We start from the raw sequence: 21,996 nt of genomic DNA on the forward strand, positions 1-21,996 counted from the left end.
TTATTTTTTTGTTCACGTCTGCGGAAATAAATGTTATTATGTACCAGATAGCATGTTCTCACATGTGAATTGAACGTTGGTAGATATAATAAAATGTCGAATATTGTAACAAAGTAGGTTTATATCGTTAAGGTTATTTCAGGATAGGTGATCCCGGGAAGGAAAAACACGGCATGAAGGCTAATCAGCAAGATCAGAGAAAAATAGGTTGGGTCGCAATAGGCGGCTTATTGTGTTTCCTCGCAAGTCAATGGTTTCGTTCCTCTGCAAGCTCTGATCTGATCATATCCGTTTACCCGGTTTTGACACTCTTGGGTGGCTTCGCTGCGGCAGCGGGCTGTATCGGCATTTATAATCAAAGCTGGTTATTTCAGACTCAAAGACTGACCCTCCGAAGGGTCCTTATGACTACGCTGTTTTTATTAATTGGTTTATTTGAATTGGTTCACATCGTTTCTTTTGCCGAAGAAATGCCGAATGGCGCGATGGTGGAGTCGGAGTTCTCACTGAAGATGATGTCTCTTGGATCTCTTGTTTGTGCGGCAGGTTTGTTGTTCATATATGCAGTCAGCGAGAGGGAAATTGCGTTACCACGCAAATTTTTGATTTTCAGTGGAACACTCGGTATTTTTGTTGTTTTGTATACAGTGGCAATTCAGGAATGGGCTGTACTGCCGAACTTGTTGGAGGGAGATGTGCTTGGAGGCATGTTTACTCGAATTCATTTCCTGATTGGCATTCTGTTTAGCGTGACTGCGGTTGTGTTATTCGTTCAATGGAAAAAAGGAAAAGATGGTGACCTGCCTACCATCCTTTGTGCAATCCTCTGTTTTTTCTATGGAGAATGTTACTTTGTCTCTGCTACGAAGATTAATGATCTCAATCTGCTGCTAGGTCTACTAAGCAATTGTTTGGGCTATTTCTTCATCCAGAAGGGACTGTATTCGTCTGTGGTGGATACGCCGTTCCTCAAGCAGCAGGTGGCTGAGGCGAAAATGAACTTTATTGCTCACCATGATGATGTGACAGGGCTGCCGAATCGCCGTCGTCTTTCTCAACGACTGAAATTGATGATGGATGCTGCTATGGTAGAGGAGCAGCTTGTCGGAGTCTTGGTATTGAATATCAACCGATTCAAAACGATTAATGATTCACTGGGCCAACAAGCGGCTAACCGTGTGCTTCGTCAGGTTGGACAACGTTTGAAGCATTCTTCGCTCCCGGGGGAGGAAGTGTTCGGACTGGGAAGAGATGAATTCGTACTGACAATGACAGACTTCTGTACAACAGATACGGCGTTAAGGCGGACAAGATCGATCTTGCAGCTGTTCGAAAAACCTGTAACTGTAGACGGTAACGAATATCATCTCACGCTGGGTATCGGTATGGCGATATTCCCGCATGACGGAGACTCACCGGAGGAGATCATCCAGAATGCGGATACGGCGCTGCATAATGCCAAAGAGCAGGGAATGGAGCTAAACCGATATGCCCATGCGATGCAGATGAAAGCCCAAGAACGTTTGCAGCTTGAGAATGATTTGCGCAAAGCGCTGGATCGTGGGCAATTCTACCTTGTGTATCAGCCGCAGGTCAATCTGAAGAGTGGCTTGATTGTGGGTATGGAGGCTTTGGTACGCTGGCAGCATCCGCTGAGAGGGTCAGTATCCCCTGCGGAATTTATTCCTCTTGCTGAGGAGAGTGGACTGATCGTACCACTTGGAGAATGGGTATTGCGTGAGGCATGTGCACAGAACAAACGGTGGCAGGAAGCGGGTTACCGCAAGCTGTGTGTGTCGGTTAACTTGTCCATGAGGCAGTTCAGGCACTCTCATCTGCTGGATAACATCAGCGGCATTCTCAAGGAAACGGGTTTGGAACCTGTGTGGCTTGAACTGGAAATCACCGAGAGCATGACGTTTGATAAAGATCGTGCGTTTGAACAATTGCGCAAAATCAAGGAAATTGGTGTGCACATCAGTATTGATGATTTTGGCACCGGGTACAGTTCTCTGCATTATTTGAAAGATCTGCCGATTGACCGCCTCAAGATCGACCGTTCCTTTGTCAATGAAGTAATGGAGGACAGTAACAATGCGGCAATTGTATCGACAATTACATCCATGGCGCATCACTTGCAGTTAAAGGTAACGGCTGAGGGCGTTGAAAATGAGGACCAGCTTTCGTTCCTTCGTGATCAGCATTGTCATGAGGCCCAAGGGTACTTTTTCAGCAAACCGATTGTGGCCGCCGATTTTGAAAAAAAGTTTTTGAGAGATGTGGATAAACCCACAGGTTAAGGATAGGCAGGGGCGCAGACACGCTTCTGTCTTCTTTTGGTTTCATAACGAGGAGGGAGTCTGTTAAAAAGAAGTTGCAAGCGTTGGATGATCATGGTATATTAATTTTGTAATATTCATATTAATGTTCCTCGGAACTTGACGGGACGTAGCTCAGCTTGGTAGAGCACCTGGTTTGGGACCAGGGGGTCGCATGTTCAAATCGTGTCGTCCCGATCGTCATTCGCGCGGGTGTAGTTCAATGGTAGAACTTTAGCCTTCCAAGCTAATAGCGTGGGTTCGATTCCCATCACCCGCTTAACTAATGCAACACCTGAAACCCTTGTGAGAACAAGGTTTTTTTCTTTTTTTCGAAATTAGTGTATCACAAGTCATATTTGAATAAAGATGTTGATTTGAGTTTAGGCTATCACGATGGGCTACATCGAGCCATATCAATGGCTCCGAATTCAAAACCTTTGCTTTTTCCCCATCATCTGGTACAATAACGGAGAAATCGATACTACACATGAATGAGAGGTAACCATACGTCCCATGAAGTAAAACACATGAATTGAACCCCAGTAACTGCAGAGAGTGTATTGACGCAGTCAGCCAAAAAGCGGCTGAGCAATGAGGGGATTCGTGTGTCCAAATTCAGCTATGGGATCAGGTATGGAAACGTGCAGGCTGTTCTGGCTTGTGTGTACCCTTTTAGGGGTTCTTTGTTCATACCGTGGGGTATCTTATGCTTGTTTTTTGACGCTTTATCCAATCCTGAATTGCCAGACCGCCGGCTGATGCCAGCGGTTTTTTATTTTGAATTGCAGGAAGGATGAGGCCTCATGATGACAATGGTACGCCTACATGAAGTATCGAAAGAGTGGAACGGGAATGAGTTATTCGCAGGATTGAATCTGGAAATAAATGAAGGGGAGCGGCTTGCCATCCTGGGTCGCAACGGGTGTGGCAAGACCACTTTATTACGCATAATTCTTGGAGAAGAAGATGGTGGTGGACGCATCGAACGCCACATTCCGCAGCAAGAGTGGGGTTTCATGCGCCAGCGCTCCTTGATCAAACCTGAGATGAATGTGCTTGATGCTGTCCGGCAGGAAAGTGGACGGATCTACGAGGTGAAGCGTGACCTGGAAGACCTGGAACAACGTATGAGCAACAGTGGAGCGGCAGATGAGCAGCGGCTACTCGAAGCATATACAATAGCGATGGAGCAATACGAGCAATTGAACGGGTATATGTGGGAAACTGAGGTAGAGAAGGTACTGACGCGTCTCGGATTATCGTCGGAACATTGGAGCAAATCGTATCATTCTTTGAGTGGTGGGCAAAAAACGAAGGCTCGTCTCGCAGGACTGCTGGTCAGTAAACCCAAATTTCTGATTCTGGATGAACCGACAAATCATCTGGATGAAGAGAGCATGCGCTGGCTTGAAGAATGGCTATCCACCTATGCCGGAACATTGTTGTTTGTCTCTCATGACCGGACCTTTATTGATCAGGTGGCAACGGGTGTCATCGAGTTCACCCCGGATGCTCTGACCAAATATAAGGGGGGTTACACGGATTACAAAGGCCATAAAGAACGCGAATTGCGTGAGCAGGAAGCAACCTATCGCAAGCAGGAGCTGGAACGAAAAGCGCTAGAAGAGACGATTCGCAATTATCAGGAATGGTTTCATCAGGCTCATAATTCAGCGACCGATGTGGAGGTCAAAATTACCCAGAGCTTTTACAAAGCCAAAGCCAACAAGAACATTTCCCGCTACCATGCCAAGCAAAAGCAACTGGAGCGTCTGGAGAAGGAACGCGTGGATAAACCCCGCGAAGCTGCGAAATTGAACATGGAGCTGCAAGTGAACACGCTGGCTGCGCGCCAGCTCCTTGGACTAGAAAATGTTAGCTTTGGCTATCAGGGAAGCCAAACGTTGCTTCACAATCTCCGGATTGCGGTCGGACGTGGAGATCGTCTTGCCGTACGCGGTCCAAATGGCACAGGCAAGACGACGTTGCTCAAGCTGATGATCGGGGAACTGGAACCTTCTGAAGGAAAGGTGACACGTCATCCACAGCTGAAGGTTGGTTATTTTTCGCAAGAGCTTGAGGGATTACCGGAAAGTCAGACGCTTCTGGACAGTTTGCTCAGTCTTCCATCCATGACACAAAGTGCTGCCCGTACCATTCTGGGATGCTTTTTGTTTTCGAGAGATGATGTGTTCAAGCGCATTGGGGATTTGAGCATGGGGGAGAAGTGCAGGGTTGCGTTCCTGCGGTTGTATTTCGGCGGAGCCAACCTGCTGGTGTTGGATGAACCGACCAATTATCTGGATATTGACACACAGGAAGTGATGGAGAATATATTGAAGCAGGCATCCGGAGCACTGGTACTCGTATCCCATGACCGTATGCTGACTAAAGTACTCGCCAGCCGCTTGCTTGATCTGGAGCCTGGTGGGAAAGCTACACTGTTTGAAGGCGGGGTGGAGGATCGGGAGCAATCCATTAAAATGCGAGAGTCCGCCCTTGAGGTTCGAGAGTCAGATGATGAACGGCTACGGCTTGAGATGCGTTTGTCCGAGTTGTTATCTCCCATGAACAGTGTGGGCAATGATGTGTTGACCAAGCCTGATGAGGTAATTGAACGGGCGGCTGAAGTAACCGAGGTTCGTGAAATTCAGCGTCGTTTGAAACAGTTGCGCGAAGTGCGAAAACAGAAGTGATCGAGTGACGAAGCTTATGCCGTTTTACTTTTTGGCTTAACGTTTAATCATGCGGCTTTACGGCTTGCTATTTCGAGCGATTTTGCATATAATAATGGACGATCATCAGTAAATTTGAAGGTTTTTCTGACATGCAAACGTGATGATGGAGACAAGTAAGCAGTGCCTCTGTACAGGGAGGAAGCGCCGTAGATTGAGAGCGTTTCTGTAGAACAAGGCTGCTGAAATTCACTCCGGAGCGGTTCCCTGAACCATATCTTGTGATTCATCGCAGGAGTTAGTAGGGGGTAACGGTTAACGGTCGTTATTCCGTATAGAGTGAGACAAACATGTTGCAGGCCGGAAGGGCCAGGCAGCACTGAATGTCTAACAAGGGTGGTACCACGGTCTTTTCGTCCCTTCAGGGGAGAGAAGGCCTTTTTTTGTTGCATTAACACCACAAAAAGGGGGCATTTACACATGAAAGAACGTTTGGAGGCATTAAAGATCGAAGCGCTGGAACAGCTGTCTGGCGTGAACGATCCACAGACGCTGAGTGATCTGCGTGTAAAGTATTTGGGGAAAAAGGGTGCGTTGACCGAGATTTTGCGCGGTATGGGTGCGCTAAGTGCAGAGGAGCGTCCGGTGATTGGTCAGGTCGCCAATGATGTTCGCGGCGCGATTGAAGAAGTCATTGACAGCAAACAGGAGCAGTTCCAGAAGGAAGAGACGGCGAAACGTCTGCAATCCGAGAAAATTGATGTGACCCTGCCGGGACGTCGCGGACGTCAAGGCGGACTGCATCCACTGACCAAAGTGGTACAGGAAATCGAAGATATTTTCATCGGCATGGGCTACCGAGTAGCGGAAGGTCCTGAGGTTGAAATGGATTATTACAACTTTGAAGCACTGAATCTGCCGAAGAACCACCCGGCGCGTGATATGCAGGATTCCTTCTATGTAACAGAAGACCTGTTGATGCGTACGCATACGTCACCGGTTCAGGTTCGTACCATGCAAAGCATGAAAGGCGAAGTGCCTGTTAAAGTCATCTGTCCGGGTAAAGTATACCGTCGTGACGATGACGATGCGACGCATTCGTTCCAGTTCAATCAGGTTGAGGGTTTGGTCATTAGCGAGAACATTCGCATGAGTGACCTTAAAGGCACTTTGCTGCAATTCGTACGCGAAATGTTCGGTTCACACACTGAAATTCGTCTCCGTCCAAGTTTCTTCCCTTTCACCGAGCCAAGTGCTGAAGTGGATGTCACTTGTGTGCAATGTGGTGGTAGTGGCTGCCGGGTATGTAAACAGACGGGCTGGCTTGAGATTTTGGGCGGCGGTATGGTTCACCCGAAAGTACTTGAGATGGGCGGTTATGATCCGGAGAAATACAGTGGGTTTGCATTCGGAATGGGCGTAGAGCGTATTGCTATGCTGAAATATGGCATTGATGATATTCGTCATTTCTACAACAGTGATATGGCGTTCTTGAAACAATTCGGACGCCTGTAATTACCGAAGTAGTATACAGGGCAAACGCCCTTCATTTGCAACACCAATTCATAGATTAGGAAGTGAACGTCCATGAGAGTATCGACAGATTGGCTGTCTGATTATATCGCGCTGGAAGGCGTGGCACCGCAGGAGTTGGCAGAGAAATTCACTCGTGCAGGGATTGAGATTGATGTAGTGGAGAACCGGAACCAGGGCGTGAACAAAGTGGTTGTCGGTTACGTGAAGAGCAAGGAGAAGCACCCTGACGCTGACAAGCTGAATGTATGTGTGATTGATGCTGGACAGGAAGAAGATCTGCAGATCGTATGTGGTGCGAAAAATGTGGATGCGGGTCAAAAGGTAGTCGTTGCCCTGGTTGGAGCGAAGCTCCCTGGTGGACTCGATATCAAAAAAGCCAAGCTGCGCGGTGTTGTATCCCTTGGCATGATCTGCTCTGCGAAAGAACTGGGCATGAACGACAAGTTGCTGCCGAAGGACCAACAGGAAGGCATTCTTGTTCTGCCAGCACAAACGGAAATTGGCACACCAATCAGCCAGGTGCTTGGTCTCGATGATCATGTTCTTGAACTTGACCTGACACCGAACCGCTCCGACTGTCTGAGCATGCTTGGTGCAGCTTATGAAGTAGGTGCAATTCTGGGTCGTGAAGTGAAATTGCCTGACCCTGAAGAGAAGATGGTGGAAATCGGTGATGCGGCTGCGAATCATATCTCGGTTGAGATTACGGCTGGCGAACAATGCAGTCATTATGCAGCCCGTTATGTAACAGGGATCAAGCTCGGAGCTTCCCCGCAGTGGATGCAAAACCGTTTGATGGCCGCTGGCATCCGTCCGATCAATAATATCGTCGATATCACGAACTATGTCATGCTGGAATACGGACAGCCGCTGCATGCTTTTGATGCAGATAAACTGGAGAAGGGCCATATCGAAGTGCGGATGGCCAAAGAAGGCGAAACGATCGTGACGCTGGATAGCCAGGAGCGCAAGCTGGAGCCGCATATGCTGCTCATTACGGATGGCGTGAAACCGGTAGCCATCGCGGGTGTTATGGGTGGCGAGAATTCCGAGGTAACGGAAACCACTGTGAATCTGTTGCTGGAATCCGCCAAGTTTGATGGCGGAACTGTTCGGAAAACGTCGCGCCAACTGGGGCTGCGTTCCGAAGCAAGCATGCGTTTTGAGAAGGAAGTCGACCCGGCTGCTGTCATTACGGCATTGAACCGTGCGGCTGAGTTGATACAGCGTTATGCAGAAGGCGAAGTTCATCAGGGAATTGTGGAAGCAGGAACAGCTGCTGCGGATAAACGCGTTGTACAGCTGTCGCTGGAGAAACTGAATCGCTATCTGGGAACCGAGTTGTCCCTGCTTGAAGTGAAAACCATTTTCGCTCGTTTGCACTTTGCGTGTGGTGATGCGCAGCAGGGCCTGCTGGATGTTGAAGTGCCAAGCCGCAGAGGGGATATTACACTTGACGTGGATCTGTTTGAAGAGGTTGCCCGTCTGTATGGATACGACAATATTCCAACCACACTGATTGAAGGACCAACGACACCGGGTGCTTATACGCGTTCGCAAGCGATGCGCCGTACCATTCGTGGCCTGTTTGCAGGTAGTGGCTGGCAGGAAATGATCAGCTATTCGTTCGTACACCCGGATAAAGTTTCCTTGTTCCCTGCTCTGACAGAAGGCAGTAAAGCTGTGAAGCTGGCTATGCCAATGAGTGAGGATCGCAGCGTGCTTCGCAAGAGCATTTTGCCGCAAATGCTGGATGCAGCGGTGTATAACATGAACCGCAAGCATGATTCACTGGCTGTATTTGAAGTAGGCAGTGTGTTCTTCACTGAAGAAGAAAAGCTGACCAAGCAACCGCATGAGATTCCTGTCCTGAGCTTATTGCTCACCGGTAATCGTGCATCCCAGCAGTGGAATGTGGGAGCAGAGAAAGTAGACTTCTTTGATCTGAAAGGTGCACTTGAGAATCTGTTCTCCTATGTCGGTCTGGAGCAGCGCATTCGCCTGGTGGCAAACAGTCCAGAAGGTTTCCATCCTGGTCGTTCTGCATCGGTATACCTGGAAGGAAAAGATGGCGGAGAAGGCAAACTGATCGGTACGATGGGTCAATTGCATCCTGAACTGCAACAGCAATATGATCTGAATGATGTGTACCTCGCGGAGATCGGGCTTGAAGCTATCTACAGTGAAGCGGATGCGGATATCCGTTATCGTGAGCTTCCACGTTTCCCTGCAGTTGAGCGGGATATCGCGGTTGTTGTGAGTAAAGATATCGAAGCTGGGGATATGCTGCGTGCGATTCGTGAATCTGCTGGTGAGCTGCTGCAAACCGTACAGGTATTCGACGTGTTCACAGGCAGCAAATTGGGTGAAGACAAGAAGAGTGTAGCGATGGCTCTCGTTTATCGCAATCGTGAACGCACATTGACAGATGAGGAAATTACCGAGGTTCATGCTCATGTTGTTGCTCGTCTGGAGGAGCAATTTGGAGCCGAATTGCGTAAATAGAACATAAGTCAATTTTTTGAACAAAGATTAGCAGGAATTGCTTGAAGTCACATCGAATCCTTAGCATTAGAGGATCGATGTGACTTTTTTTGTTAAACAGCTTAGAATCAACATACAGACTTGAAGGAGGGCACAACTGTGACTACACCTGATCGTACACGCGTCACCGTAGAGATCTACGGGACTTCCTATAAACTGGTTGGCAGCAGTGCCGACTATATGAAACAAGTAGCAAACCTGGTAGATGAGCGTATGAGCGCGATCTCCAAGCAAAATTCCCGTCTGGATACTCCGCGTATTGCGGTGCTGGCGGCTGTACATATGGCTGAACAGTCTCTTCAGACTCATGAAATTCGGAATGAACTGAAGATGCTTACTGGAGAACGTACAGAACTGAGAAACGAATTGAACCGGTTGAACGCCATACAAAATGAACATCAGCAGGAACTGGAACGCAGAGACCAAGAATTCGCTGAAGCAATGAAGCTTAAGGCTGAGGCGGAACAGGCCATCGCGAAGCTCCAGAAAGATCAGCAGGCAGAAATAGCCAAGCTTAATACATTACTGGAGCAAGAACGCGCTCAGGCAGCAGGTCGCGAGCAAAAGCTTCAGGCTCAAACTGCGGCGCAACTGAAAGCGGCTGAGGAGAAGGCACAGGCGCGTCTCAAAGAAGCAGAAGAAAAAGCAGCGAATCAAATCAAGAATGCACAGACTCAGGCGGCAGCGCAGCTGAAGGAAGCACAGACACGTTCTGCAAATGAGTTGCAGCAAGCCCAGGCCAAAGCGGCTGCACAATACAAGGAGCTGCAGGATAAGACGGCAGCTCAGCTGAAAGAAGCCGAAGCTCGGGCCGTGGCAGAACGTCAAAAAATTGAGGTGCAGGCCGCACAGCAAGTACAAACAGCGAAGGAACAAGCAGAAGCGGCAATTTTGTCTGAATTGGAACAAGCAGAGGCCCAATTGCAAAAAGTTCAGGAAGAAGCACAGCTTCAATACCGTGAACTTCAATCCGAGATGGAACAGCGTATTCAGCAGGCAGAGCAAGCTGCCGCGAATCAGGCTCAACAGCTGACTGAAAAGGCAAAAGAAGAACAAGCCGCACTGCAGCAGCAAGCAGAGCAGAAGCGACTGGCTGAGATAGAGCAGCTGAAATCAACGTTCAAGGAGTCATCCGAACAGGCGGAACTGGAGTGGATGGAAAAAGAAGCGGCTTATGAGGAGCAGCTTCAGCAAATCCATGAAGCAGCCCAGACTCAAGCGAATGAAGCTGCGGTAACTGCTGAGGCTTTGCTGCAAGAAGAACGAGGCAAGCTGAAGCAGCAGTTGGAAGAAGAGCGTAAACAGGCCAAATCGCGCTTAACCGATGTTGAAGGCCAGCTAGCCGAGGTGCGTAAGCAGCTCAAGAATGCTCAAGAGGTTGTTGTGGATCAGGAGCAACAGCTCCAACACGAGCGTAATCAAACGGAAACGTTGCGCAGTGAACAAGCCGTATACAAACAGGAGCAGGATGTTCAGCTTCGTCGAATTACGGAATTGGAGCAGCAGCTGGAACAATTAAAAGCAGATAGTGCTCAGCTGACTGAACAGCTTCGCAACACAGAAGCTGAGGTAGAGCAGTCCCGGGAAGCGGAACAGCAGTGGAAGCAGCAGTATAACGAGACCGTTGAACGTGAATCTTCTCTGACAGCACAGCTGCGTAAAGTACAGGAACAGCACGGCCAGCTTGAACAGGAGATCAAGAAACTCCGTGAAGCCGAAGTGAAGTCTGAGGATGAGCAGCGCAGGCTGCAAAAAGTGCTTGAGCAGGCTCATGCGGCAGTACGGACATTGCAACATGAACTCGGCGCACTGACGCAGAGCGAGCAGTCCTGGAAAGAGCAGGCTGAACAACGCCTGATCGAAATCGGTGAACTGGAGACGCAGGTACTCGAAGCTGCGGAACAGAATGAAACGCTGGAGTCTGGTGTACAGTCCCTTCATGATGAATTATCCGTCGTTAAAGAAGAAGCTCGTCACGCCAGCGAAGAAGCTGAACGTTATATTGCGCAAGCAGGTCGTCTGGAGCAGCAGCATAAAGAGCTTGATGGTGAATTGAATGAAGCGCGTGAAGAACTGAACAAGCTGCAGGAAAGTTATAAACAAATCCGCAAGGATTATGGTGATGCACTGCAGCGTGAAGAGGACTATACTCGCAAGCTGAATGAAATGAGCGAAGAAAAGAAAGAAATCATGCGTGCGCTTGAAGAATCCAGGCAGAATGCCAGCCAGCTGTCTGAACGAATTGATGAACAAGGCAGCTTGCTGACTCAGACAGAAGAAGAAGCACTTGAGTGGCAGATTAAGCATGAAGAATTGTCTGCCAAACAGGCAGAGCTCTCCTCTCGCCTGCAAGAGCTGACTGCTCGGAAAGTTGAGCTAAGCTCCAGGGTAGAACAAGCAGAACAACATGCGGAACAACAAGAGCAGGTTTGGCAACGGCGTGCTGATGAATGGGCGGCTCAGGAGCAATCCTGGCAGGAACGATGGGCTGCACTTGAGAATGAAGTGAATCTCTGGCAGAAAGAAAGTGCTGCCAGTGTGGAGAAGGTAGAAGAGCTGGAACATGAGCGGCAGCAGCTTGACAAGCAGCGTGCAGAAGCGATCGAAGAAAAGCAGACGATGGAGAATGAACTGCTGGAGATCGGTGAGCGGTATGAAGTTGCGGCTAACCAGCTGCGTTTGCTGCAAGTTGAACGTGAAATGGAGCAGGAGAAGGCGGAGCAACTGAATACGGATTACCGCCAATTGCGGGATGAATATACGAAATTGCAGACGGAATATAACGAATGGATTGAATTGATTGAGCAGGATCAGACCTAGCTGATGATTACGTCATAACTGGAATCCTGGACAGCGCACTCTTGTACAATTTGTTATAATGAAGAAAGAGCTCCCGTCGCTACGGGGGCTCCTTGTCTTGAACACTATTCTTCAACAATAATTTTGGAGATCATACTGCCGTGACCGCTCCCGCAATAGACAGAACAGGACATTTCAAATTCCCCTGCTTTGTCAGGAGTAATCACTTTGGAACTGTTCTTGGTGTCCAGCCGAAGGTTCAGCTCGGGCACGAGAACGCCATGGTTACCATTTGTATTTTCATAAACAATCTTAACCGGGACACCTTTTTTCAAGTGGTACTCAGGTTGGTCAAATTCATAGTTGCTTGCTTTGATTACCAGTTCTTCGCTTGCAGTTACATCCGAATCGGACTCGCTGTTTGATCCTGCGGATTGTCCAGTTCCACCACATGCAGCAAGAACCAGGATCAGCATACAGGCTGTAAGCCATGCCATGCCTTTTTTCATGATGTGCCTCCTTAAAAAGCGTGATATGGATAAAATTTGAATGATTTCTTCAGTCATCATACCGCAAATTGACGATGCCTGTACATGCTGCCTATGTCGTTTTTTTGAACATCAGCTTGCACATAACAAAAAAATAAACCTCATCAGGCGTTTAAGCCATCAGAGGTTTAGGGGAAGCCTGTGGGGAGTAGGTTCGTTGGAGCTTATGCGTGATCTTTGGATCTTCTTCCGGCATCAAAAGGGGTGGAAACCGGGATGAACAGATCAATGATCCCGATGACCAATGCAGCCAGAACGGCACCAAGCAGACTGACATGCACATGATCTACGACATATTGACCAATCCAGATCACCAGTGCGCTGACGATGAAGCCGACAATACCGCGTCCAAAAGGGTTAACCCTTTTACCGAAGATGCCTTCAACAACCCAGCCGAGTAGAGCGATAACCAAAGCAAGCATCAGTGCGCTCCAGAAACCACCCACGGCGAATCCGGGTACGATCCAGCTGACGACCATCAAAACAATTGCGGCGATGATAAATCGCACGACATGTCCCAGAAAATTCATGGTGTTATACCTCCTTTATTCAGATCGGATTGAGCATTGTACATCCTGTTCAATAACGAGGTTGCACAATCCTGACACCTGTAGTTTGCGGCGCTATGTCCCAAGTTATGTGTGGAAGGATTCGTTAAATAGCGCTGGAAAGTTTCTTTCGTTATAATACAGTTATAGTTTGGAAGGAGTTGTACATTTGGACACGAAAATTTTACACACTTTGGAATATCGCAAAATTTTAAATACATTGCAAAGCTTTGCCCAGACTACAATGGGAAAAAAGAAAGCGGATCAATTGGAGCCGATCAGTGAACTGGAAGAAGTGAAGAGACTGCTCCAGCAAACAGATGAAGCTTTTACGTTTGACCGTCTGAAAGGCTCTCCATCTTTTGGAGGAATTGTGGACATTACCGCTTCCATCAAACGAGCCGAAATCGGGGGGACGTTAAACCCGCATGAGTTACTGGGAATTTCCAACACCACCTTGGCAGCACGTCGATTGAAACGTCAGATCGCTGCATTGCACGAGGATGAAAAGGTGGAATCGATTTTCTATATCAGTGATCAGTTATCTGAGCAAAAAACACTTGAAGATGAGATTCGTATCTGTATTGACGACAATGCCGAAGTCTCGGATAGCGCAAGTGTAACACTGGCGCAGATTCGTCGTGAGTTGCGCGGTGGTGAAGCTCGCATCCGCGAGAAGCTGGATTCGATGATTCGTTCTTCGACGGTATCCAAAATGCTGCAGGACCAGCTGATTACAATTCGGGGAGATCGTTTCGTAATTCCCGTGAAATCGGAGTATCGCTCGTACTTTGGCGGGATTGTACATGATCAATCCGGTTCGGGAGCAACTCTTTTTATTGAGCCGGAATCCATTGTTGCGATGAATAACAAACTACGTGAGACCCGAATTCGGGAAGAACGCGAAATTGAAGTGATTTTGCAGAAATTGACAGCACTTGTCAGTGAACAGGCAGAGTGGTTATTGTATGATGTTGACCTGCTGGGATCTTTGGATTTTATTTTTGCCAAAGCACGTCTAGCCCGTGAATTAAAGGCCACATTGCCACGAATGAATGATCGTGGATTCATCAAGCTCAAGAAGGGGCGTCATCCGCTGATTTCGATTGAAAATGTGGTGCCCACCGATATTGAACTCGGCAACGATTATACGTCCATAATTGTAACGGGTCCAAATACGGGTGGTAAGACGGTAACGCTGAAGACCATTGGATTACTGAGTCTCATGGCGATGTCTGGTTTGTTCGTTCCGGCCGAAGACGGCAGCCAGCTATGTGTATTTGATGCAATTTACGCGGACATTGGTGACGAACAAAGCATTGAACAGAATCTGAGTACGTTCTCCAGCCATATGACGAACATCATTCGGATATTGAAAAACATGACCACCAAAAGCCTGGTGCTGCTGGATGAACTTGGGGCAGGTACTGACCCAGCAGAAGGGTCTGCGCTGGCGATCTCCCTTCTGGAGCATATGCATCAGACCGGATGCCGCATGGTAGCAACAACGCATTACAGTGAGCTGAAGGCTTATGCTTATGAGCGCAAAGGTGTTATTAATGCCAGCATGGAATTCGACGTCAATACACTGAGTCCGACCTATCGATTACTCGTAGGTGTTCCGGGACGGAGTAACGCGTTCGCAATTGCGGAGCGACTGGGTCTGCCAGGATACATACTGGATTATGCTCGTGGCGAAGTGAAAGAGGAAGACCAGCGCGTAGAGCATATGATCGCTTCTCTGGAAGAGAACCGGCTTACTGCTGAGCAAGAACGTGAAAGTGCGGAGCGTCTGCGCCAGGATATGGAGAAATTGCGCAGTCGTCACCAAGTCGAACTGGAGAAGCTGGAACAGCAGCGTGACCGCCGTATTGAAAAAGCGGAAGAAGACGCCCGGAACATTGTGGACAAGGCCAGAGCGGAAGCTGAGAAGATTATAGCCGATCTTCGCCTGCTCGCTATGGAAGAGGGCGCATCCGTGAAAGAGCACAAACTGATTGCTGCTCGCAAACAACTGGATGAAGCGGAACCGGAGAAACGCAGGAAGACAATTAAGCGTACTGCAACGGCCACGAAGTCTCGGGCCATCGGCCCTGGCGACGAAGTTCTTGTCTACAGTTTGAATCAAAAAGGTCATGTGGTGGAGATGTCCGGCAGCAAGGAAGCCATGGTTCAGTTAGGGATTATGAAAATGAAAGTATCCCTGAATGATCTTGAATTACAGCAGTCTGCACCAGCAGAATCCAAACCGAAGCAGAAACCGGTAACGGGTATGAAGCGAACTCGCGATGACAATGTGAAAAGTGAACTGGATTTGCGGGGCACGAATTTGGAAGAGGCCTTGATGGAGACAGACCGTTTTATCGATGAAGCCTTCCTTGCTAATCTGGGTCAGGTTTATATCATTCATGGTAAAGGAACAGGAATTTTGCGTTCCGGTATTCAGGATTACCTGCGTAAGCATAGACATATAAAAAGTTACCGGCTGGGCAATTACGGAGAAGGCGGAAACGGTGTGACCGTCGCTGAATTGGAATAGCCCTACCAAGAATCAAAGATGTTCTGCCGCCTGAGTGGGTTTCAGGCAGCAGAATGGGGAAGGGGAACGATGAGTGAAAGGGACGATTGACCAATTGCTGTCTCATCCCTTAGGGATGGTGCTCGGATTTTTCTCCGTAGCGATTATGGAGCTGCTTGTATTTCTTGCTTGCTTTGAACTGGTGACCAAGTACAAATGCTGGCATGAAATCAAGAAGGGCAATGTGGCGGTTGCAATGGCTACAGGAGGCAAGATCTTTGGAATCTGTAACGTGCTTCATTTCTGCATTCAGGCCAAATCATCGGTGTATGAAGCTATGACGTGGTCATTTGTGGGGTTTGTCCTTCTGCTCATTGCTTATTTTCTATTCGAGTTTCTGACACCGGTGTTCTCTATTGACAAAGAGATTGAAGCGGATAACCGGGCCGTTGGATTGATTTCAATGATTATTTCCGTCTCGTTGTCATTTGTTATTGGCGCGAGCATCATGTAGGGGGACCGTTCATGAAAATATTGATACGGATTCTGTTTGCTGCATCGATTGTATTTTTTGCCATAGGCGTCATTTATGTGTTGAACACATGATTATCTGAAAGAGAAAGGTTGATTCAATATGGAACCAACAGTATGTCCATGGTGTCACACAGAGATTGTATGGGATGAGGAACTAGGTCCTGAAGAAGAGTGCCCATACTGTCACAATGAATTAAAGGGATATCGTACACTAAACATCAATATCGGTGATGAAGAGAACGATGAAGCCGAGGAAGACATCTATGATATGGATGATGTCGTGGACGATGAACAAACTACGGATCTCGCCAACCTGTGGGGAGATGAAGTAGAGCTGAAATTGCCGGAGCTTCGTACATTGACGAAGTATGCGGATGAGGGAAATGACTTGATTCAATACGAAGAAGGCGTGGAGAAGCAACTTGACTTGCAAGAAGAGGTACCGGAATGCCCACACTGTCGTGAATTCATGATTCTCACGGGTACACAGAAGGCAACCAAGGATACTTTTAACCCTGTTGCCAATGCCGTTTCCGGTGCGGACTCGTTGCTGGATGCGCCGTTCTATGTACAAATGTATGTATGCTCGGGCTGCTTCCAGGTTCAATATAACTTGTCCGAAGATGACCGTCTGCGTCTGATCCAGAATTTGAGTGCGCGGAAATAAAGAAGGTCTAACGTTCTAAATATAATATTCCGGGAAATTCATCATGTTTTCCTTCTGCTTGGGGTACGTTAACCCTGAGACCTGCCTATGAAGTGCTGACTTCAGGTGGAATAAGGAGGGAGCAGATGAAGATTTCTCTGGGCCGACAATCCATTCTGCTACTAGGCGTGAATGGATTGTTTGTGTTAGCTGGAGCTTTGTCGGGGACGTTTCTGAATGTATATCTGTGGAAAAGTCGTCCGGATTACGCCATGCTGGGATGGTTCACGATAAGCCAGCAAATTGCACTCGGACTCACGTTCTGGCTCGCGGGGAAGTGGGTCAAGGAACATAATAAAATGAGTGCGTTGCGATTGGGAACGGGATTGTCAGGTGTTTTTTACATGCTTGTGTTATGGGCGGGACCAAGGGCGGTTGACTGGATATGGCCTCTGGGGATTTTGTTTGGATGTGCACTCGGATTGTTCTGGATTGCGTTCAACGTTGTTTATTTTGAGGTGACTGACCGGGAAAATAGGGACCTGTTCAACGGTTGGGTGGGTTTATTGGGTTCCATGACAGGCATTATCGGCCCATGGTTCTCAGGTCTTATTATTTCACGAATGGCTGATAATACGGGCTATCGCCTTATCTTTACGGTTTCGTTGGTGATTTATGTGATTGCCGTCGTGTTCAGTTTTTTTCTGAAAAAAAGGGAGGTCAGCGGCACATACCGCTGGTCTGAACCGTGGCGACAGTTATCTGTCAAGGATAGTCCATGGAGACCGCTTGGCATGGGACTGTTCGCGCAAGGCGTGCGAGAAGGTGTATTTGCCTTTCTGATTGCATTGCTCGTCTATATAGCTACGAAGCAGGAATATAAGCTTGGGCAGTTCTCGTTAATCACTTCTGCCGTAGCTCTGGTGAGTTACTGGGCCGCAGGGAAATGGTTTAAGCCGCAATACAGGTCCAGGGGAATGTTAGCTGGAGCGATATTGTTATTTATCGTATTGATTCCTTTGTTATGGAAGGTCAGCTATGGGACGCTTTTGATTATGGGAATCGGGTCAGCCTTGTCGATGCCACTGTATATTTTGCCGATGATTTCGGCAGGATTCGACCTGATGGGAACGAGCGGCGAAAATGTAGAGAAAAGGGTTGAACTTGTCGTATTAAGGGAGCTGTGTTTGATGGTCGGTCGTTTATTTGGCCTTGCTGTATTTATCTTGACTGTCATGAATGGCCCTTCATTACAAACGTTAACCTGGCTTATTGTGGCGCTTGGGGCTTTCCCGCTTATTGGCTGGATATTTATGCGCAAAATGTTAGTACATCCGGATCAGCAAAAACCTTCTGCATAGAAAAAAGGGTACAGTCCAGGGATTTGATCCTGAGCTGTACCCTTATTTATTGAGATATTGCTTATACAGGAGTAGGCTTACTCGTTCTCGTTAATGAGAAAAGTTCCATATCACCATTCTTAACGCCTGTAACAGCATCAGCCAAAATAGAAGCAGCGAACATGCTGTACACCGTCCCATTACCGCCATAACCCTCGAGAAAATAAGAATGTGGGTATTCGGGATGTGGCCCGATAAACGGAAGACCGTCATGTGTATTTCCGAACACGGCACCCCAGGCATAATCAACTTCAAGATCATCCAACGGGAAATAAGAGCGAACTTCTTCCAGGAGTGTATCTCCCCGGTGTTTTGCCCGAATCTCGCGCTGATCTTCCCGCGGTGTCTCTTCATCCAGACCTCCAGCAATCATCCGTCCGTCTGGTGTTGTTCTCATATACAGGTAAGGGCGTGCTGTCTCCCAGATCAGGCTGTGCTCATGCCATTCTTTCAGGTCTGGCAACGGCTTAGTAGCAATAGCATAGGTGGTTTGCAGGTAGGCTCCTTGGTCCCTTTTGATGGCCTGTGTCTCATAACCGGCAGCAAAAATAACCTTACTGGCACGGATTTTCCCACCTGAAGTATGACACAGCACACCATCATCATCGAATTCACAATGAATCATCTCCGTCTGTCCGTAGATTCGTGCACCTCTTTTGTTCGCCGATTCAAACAAGGCATGAACAAAGCGATACGGGTTCACTTCGGCATCCCCCAACGTATACAATGCGGCAGGCTTGCTGAACGGAAAATGGTTGCTAATTTTGTCGGAATTCCACAGTTCAGCTTCAAAGCCATACCGCTTCAACGTTTGATATTCTTCATCCAACATGGCTATATCATCTTTGCTGCTGGCAAAACAGAAACTGGTCCGCGGAATAAACCAGGGATCCGTATCTAGCTTGTCCGCAATTTGTGTAAGCTTCTGCATGGCTTCACGACATAATTCATAGAACCGCACACCTGTTTTTTCGCCAAAGGTATGAATACAGGAGGTCAGTGTTTTATCGTTCGTGTATTGTAAAAGACCTGTATTGGCAGAGCTACTGCCATGGGCAATTTTCCTTTTATCAATGACTACTGTGTTAACTCCACGCTCCGTGAGCAATTCGGAAGTCAGTGCGCCCCCCATACCACCGCCGATGATCAGGCAGTCACAGGAGATGTCGGTTTGTAGCGGCGGATAGGTGGAATTTGTATTAAAAGTGGAAGGCCAGAAAGGTGTACCATAGACCAGATCCATGAGAAACATCTCCTTTGCTATTAACGTTTGTATACTTTTGAGTGACCGGGTTAACAATAATTGCGCATAAACTTTATGCCGAGGAGGTCAACGAAACATGCAGAATCAATCCATGCAAGCGCTGAGTCCGAAAGAATTGAATTATATTGCGGATTCAATAACCAATGAAGAACTGCTAATCAAGCAGTGTGCGGCCACAGCTTCCATCTCACAACATCCGCAAATTCAGCAGGCACTGAATCACTATGTTCGTTCCCATGAACAGCATCTGAACACACTCGTCAATGCTCTGCAGCAACATCAATCTATTGCTCCAACACAAGCACAGTAATATAAGCTGAATCTAACCGTATAGGAGGAAACCGTGTGTATTCTCAATCTTCAACTTCTAATGGATCATTTATGCAGGAGCAGGATTTGTTGAAGTCGATTCTTGCGGATTTAAGACGAACCGCGCGTGAATATACGACAGCAACAACCGAAGCTTCCTGCCCGATTACACGCCGGATGTTCACAGACTTGACCAATGACACACTCCGTCTGCAAGGTGAGCTGTTCAATGTGATGCAGCAGAACAACATGTATTCGGTAGGTTCGAAGGCATTGCGCCAGGATGTGGACAAGCAGATTCAATCGGCCCACCAGACCCAACAGAAATGCCAACAGTTCATTCAGGAAAAGAATACGCAGGCCAGTGCTTACAGCCAGGCACCTAATGTACCCCAGCATCAACCGAATTACGGTAACCCTTATTACATGTAACCTTTGTAATTATGGTTTGAAGCAGGGACTGTTGCAGACCATACCACCGCTTGCCCGAATTCAGGGCGGGCGGTTTTTGTCTTTGCATGATCGTTGAATTCATGTAATATAAGTATTAATTCATTTTCAGGAACCTGAATGACGCTGGAGGGAAAGACATGAAGGATCTGAACGATCTGCAATTAAAAGTTCTGGATTTGTTGAAGGAAGACGCGAGAAGGACTCCCGCACTGCTGTCGACGCTGCTGGGGGAGTCGGAAGATAAGATCAAGAACGCCGTGGCACAGCTTGAACAGGACCACGTTATTGTGAAATACGCAACCGTTGTGAATTGGAGCAAGATCGATGATGAGAAAGTAACAGCCTTGATCGAAGTGCAGATTACGCCTGAGCGTGGGCGTGGCTTCGAAGGAATCGCTGAACGCATTTATCTGTATCCGCAAGTGAAATCGGTATATCTCATGTCAGGTGCATATGATCTGCTCGTAGAAGTAGAAGGTGGCAACCTGCGTGAAGTCGCTAATTTTGTATCGGAGAAATTGTCTCCGATTGACTCTGTACTTTCAACCAAAACGAATTTTATTCTTAAAAAATATAAGCAGGACGGGATTATTTTTGAAGACCATCAGGAAGACAACCGTCTCATGATCTCGCCGTAAAGGAAGATGCGTCATGATAGTGAATGAACAGACAACAGGAAACAACAAGAAAATGACTTCGTACCTGGCACCTTTGGTTCAACAGATACCGCCATCCGGTATACGTAAATTTTTTGATTTGGTCGGCGACAACAAGGACATCATCACACTGGGTGTAGGTGAACCGGACTTTGTAACACCATGGCATATGCGTGAAGCTTGTGTATATTCACTCGAAAGAGGCATGACCAGTTATACTTCCAATGCGGGAATGCCTAAACTGAGGGAAGCCATTAGCGAGTATCTGGACACTCAGTTTGATACCAAGTATGATCCTAAGGATGAGATTATCGTTACCGTTGGTGGTAGTGAGGCCATTGATCTGGCATTGCGTGCATTAATCGTACCTGGAGACGAGATTCTTATTCCCGAACCTTCGTATGTGGCATATTCTCCAATCGCTTCGATTGGTGGAGGTATACCGGTTGGTGTAGAAACGTATGCGAAGGATCAGTTTAAACTGACTGCCGAGGCGCTGGAAGCGGGAATTACACCGAAGTCCAAGGTGGTTATCTTATGTTATCCGAGTAATCCAACAGGTGCCATTATGACCTATGAAGAATGGCTGCCTATTGCTGAAGTGATTAAAAAGCATGACCTGATCGTCATCGCGGATGAGATTTATGCAGAGCTGACGTATACGCAAAAACATGTTAGTTTCGCTTCAATTCCGGATATGAAGGAACGAACCATATTGGTTAGTGGGTTTTCCAAGGCTTTTGCGATGACCGGCTGGCGAATCGGGTATATGTGTGGACATCCTGAACTGATTGCAGCGATGCTCAAAATCCATCAATATACGGTGATGTGTGCACCTGCCATGGGACAGGTGGCTGCGCTTGAGGCATTGACAAACGGTTTGGGTGAGAAGGATAGAATGGTCGAATCCTATAATCAGCGCAGACGCCTTATCGTACAGGGTTTTCGGGAAATTGGACTGGACTGCCATGAACCTCAGGGAGCATTTTATGCATTTCCTAGTATCCAGAAGACAGGGCTGAGTTCAGATCTTTTTGCCGAACGCCTGCTAACGGAAAATAAAGTAGCGGCTGTTCCAGGTAATGTGTTCGGTCCACAAGGTGAAGGATTTCTTCGTTGTTCCTATGCAACATCCGTGACCCAATTGAATGAAGCATTGGAACGAATCGGAAACTTTGTTTACAAGCTGCAAAAAGAGGGTTAATAGGGATTAGAAGCTTAAAACAATTGTGAACATTCTTCAAA

General features: G+C 47.7%; 16 protein-coding genes and 2 tRNA genes. 15 read left to right on the forward strand and 3 right to left on the reverse strand.

Annotation, left to right across the window (positions count from 1 at the left end; genetic code table 11):
• The first annotated feature begins 173 nt into the window (after window positions 1-173).
• From AMS66_RS08815 to zapA, 7 genes are all read left to right on the forward strand, one after another.
• Window positions 174-2,300 carry a bifunctional diguanylate cyclase/phosphodiesterase gene (locus AMS66_RS08815; protein ID WP_053780436.1) on the forward strand — a complete coding sequence of 709 codons (2,127 nt, stop codon included), beginning with the start codon at window positions 174-176 and terminating at the stop codon, window positions 2,298-2,300.
• Between the two features lie 142 nt (window positions 2,301-2,442).
• Window positions 2,443-2,516: transfer RNA gene (locus AMS66_RS08820), tRNA-Pro, on the forward strand.
• A gap of 11 nt (window positions 2,517-2,527) precedes the next feature.
• Window positions 2,528-2,598, forward strand: a tRNA-Gly gene (locus AMS66_RS08825).
• Between the two features lie 526 nt (window positions 2,599-3,124).
• Window positions 3,125-5,017, forward strand: a complete 1,893-nt coding sequence (abc-f, locus tag AMS66_RS08835) for a ribosomal protection-like ABC-F family protein (RefSeq protein WP_053780438.1) — start codon at window positions 3,125-3,127, stop codon at window positions 5,015-5,017.
• Window positions 5,018-5,476: 459 nt separating this feature from the next.
• Entirely contained in the window at window positions 5,477-6,511 is a 1,035-nt protein-coding gene (gene pheS, locus AMS66_RS08840) for a phenylalanine--tRNA ligase subunit alpha (RefSeq protein ID WP_024628331.1), read from the forward strand.
• A 72-nt stretch (window positions 6,512-6,583) separates the two neighbouring features.
• Window positions 6,584-9,037, forward strand: a complete 2,454-nt coding sequence (pheT, locus tag AMS66_RS08845) for a phenylalanine--tRNA ligase subunit beta (RefSeq protein ID WP_053780439.1) — start codon at window positions 6,584-6,586, stop codon at window positions 9,035-9,037.
• Window positions 9,038-9,175: 138 nt separating this feature from the next.
• Entirely contained in the window at window positions 9,176-11,896 is a 2,721-nt protein-coding gene (gene zapA, locus AMS66_RS08850) for a cell division protein ZapA (RefSeq protein WP_053780440.1), read from the forward strand.
• Between the two features lie 104 nt (window positions 11,897-12,000).
• Here zapA and AMS66_RS08855 read toward each other — a convergent pair whose 3' ends face one another.
• Entirely contained in the window at window positions 12,001-12,384 is a 384-nt protein-coding gene (locus tag AMS66_RS08855) for a cupredoxin domain-containing protein (RefSeq protein WP_053780441.1), read from the reverse strand.
• A gap of 203 nt (window positions 12,385-12,587) precedes the next feature.
• On the reverse strand, window positions 12,588-12,953 hold the full coding sequence (locus tag AMS66_RS08860; protein ID WP_053780442.1) for a phage holin family protein: 366 nt from the start codon (window positions 12,951-12,953) through the stop codon (window positions 12,588-12,590).
• Between the two features lie 187 nt (window positions 12,954-13,140).
• Between AMS66_RS08860 and AMS66_RS08865 the strand changes: the two genes are divergently transcribed.
• From AMS66_RS08865 to AMS66_RS08880, 4 genes are all read left to right on the forward strand, one after another.
• Window positions 13,141-15,510 (forward strand): endonuclease MutS2, encoded by a 2,370-nt coding sequence (locus tag AMS66_RS08865; RefSeq protein WP_053780443.1) that lies wholly within the window; start codon window positions 13,141-13,143, stop codon window positions 15,508-15,510.
• A 73-nt stretch (window positions 15,511-15,583) separates the two neighbouring features.
• Window positions 15,584-16,003 (forward strand): DUF350 domain-containing protein, encoded by a 420-nt coding sequence (locus tag AMS66_RS08870; RefSeq protein WP_236703290.1) that lies wholly within the window; start codon window positions 15,584-15,586, stop codon window positions 16,001-16,003.
• A gap of 120 nt (window positions 16,004-16,123) precedes the next feature.
• Window positions 16,124-16,690, forward strand: coding sequence for a hypothetical protein (locus AMS66_RS08875; protein ID WP_053780444.1), 567 nt, complete (start codon window positions 16,124-16,126; stop codon window positions 16,688-16,690).
• Between the two features lie 125 nt (window positions 16,691-16,815).
• The gene (locus AMS66_RS08880; protein ID WP_053780445.1) at window positions 16,816-18,030 is read left to right on the forward strand and encodes an MFS transporter; all 1,215 of its coding nucleotides are present in this window, start codon (window positions 16,816-16,818) and stop codon (window positions 18,028-18,030) included.
• A gap of 61 nt (window positions 18,031-18,091) precedes the next feature.
• On the opposite strand, the gene AMS66_RS08885 is transcribed toward AMS66_RS08880, so the two are convergent.
• Window positions 18,092-19,312 carry an NAD(P)/FAD-dependent oxidoreductase gene (locus AMS66_RS08885; protein WP_053780446.1) on the reverse strand — a complete coding sequence of 407 codons (1,221 nt, stop codon included), beginning with the start codon at window positions 19,310-19,312 and terminating at the stop codon, window positions 18,092-18,094.
• Window positions 19,313-19,409: 97 nt separating this feature from the next.
• Between AMS66_RS08885 and AMS66_RS08890 the strand changes: the two genes are divergently transcribed.
• From AMS66_RS08890 to AMS66_RS08905, 4 genes are all read left to right on the forward strand, one after another.
• Entirely contained in the window at window positions 19,410-19,643 is a 234-nt protein-coding gene (locus tag AMS66_RS08890; RefSeq protein ID WP_053780447.1) for a hypothetical protein, read from the forward strand.
• A 71-nt stretch (window positions 19,644-19,714) separates the two neighbouring features.
• Window positions 19,715-20,074, forward strand: coding sequence for a spore coat protein (locus AMS66_RS08895; protein WP_407944532.1), 360 nt, complete (start codon window positions 19,715-19,717; stop codon window positions 20,072-20,074).
• 158 nt (window positions 20,075-20,232) lie between these two features.
• Window positions 20,233-20,733, forward strand: coding sequence for an Lrp/AsnC family transcriptional regulator (locus AMS66_RS08900; RefSeq protein ID WP_024628343.1), 501 nt, complete (start codon window positions 20,233-20,235; stop codon window positions 20,731-20,733).
• 13 nt (window positions 20,734-20,746) lie between these two features.
• Complete coding sequence (locus AMS66_RS08905) at window positions 20,747-21,955, forward strand: aminotransferase class I/II-fold pyridoxal phosphate-dependent enzyme (RefSeq protein ID WP_024628344.1); 1,209 nt, start codon at window positions 20,747-20,749, stop codon at window positions 21,953-21,955.
• The last annotated feature ends 41 nt before the right edge of the window (window positions 21,956-21,996 follow it).

Source organism: Paenibacillus xylanivorans (assembly GCF_001280595.1).
GTDB lineage: Bacteria > Bacillota > Bacilli > Paenibacillales > Paenibacillaceae > Paenibacillus > Paenibacillus xylanivorans.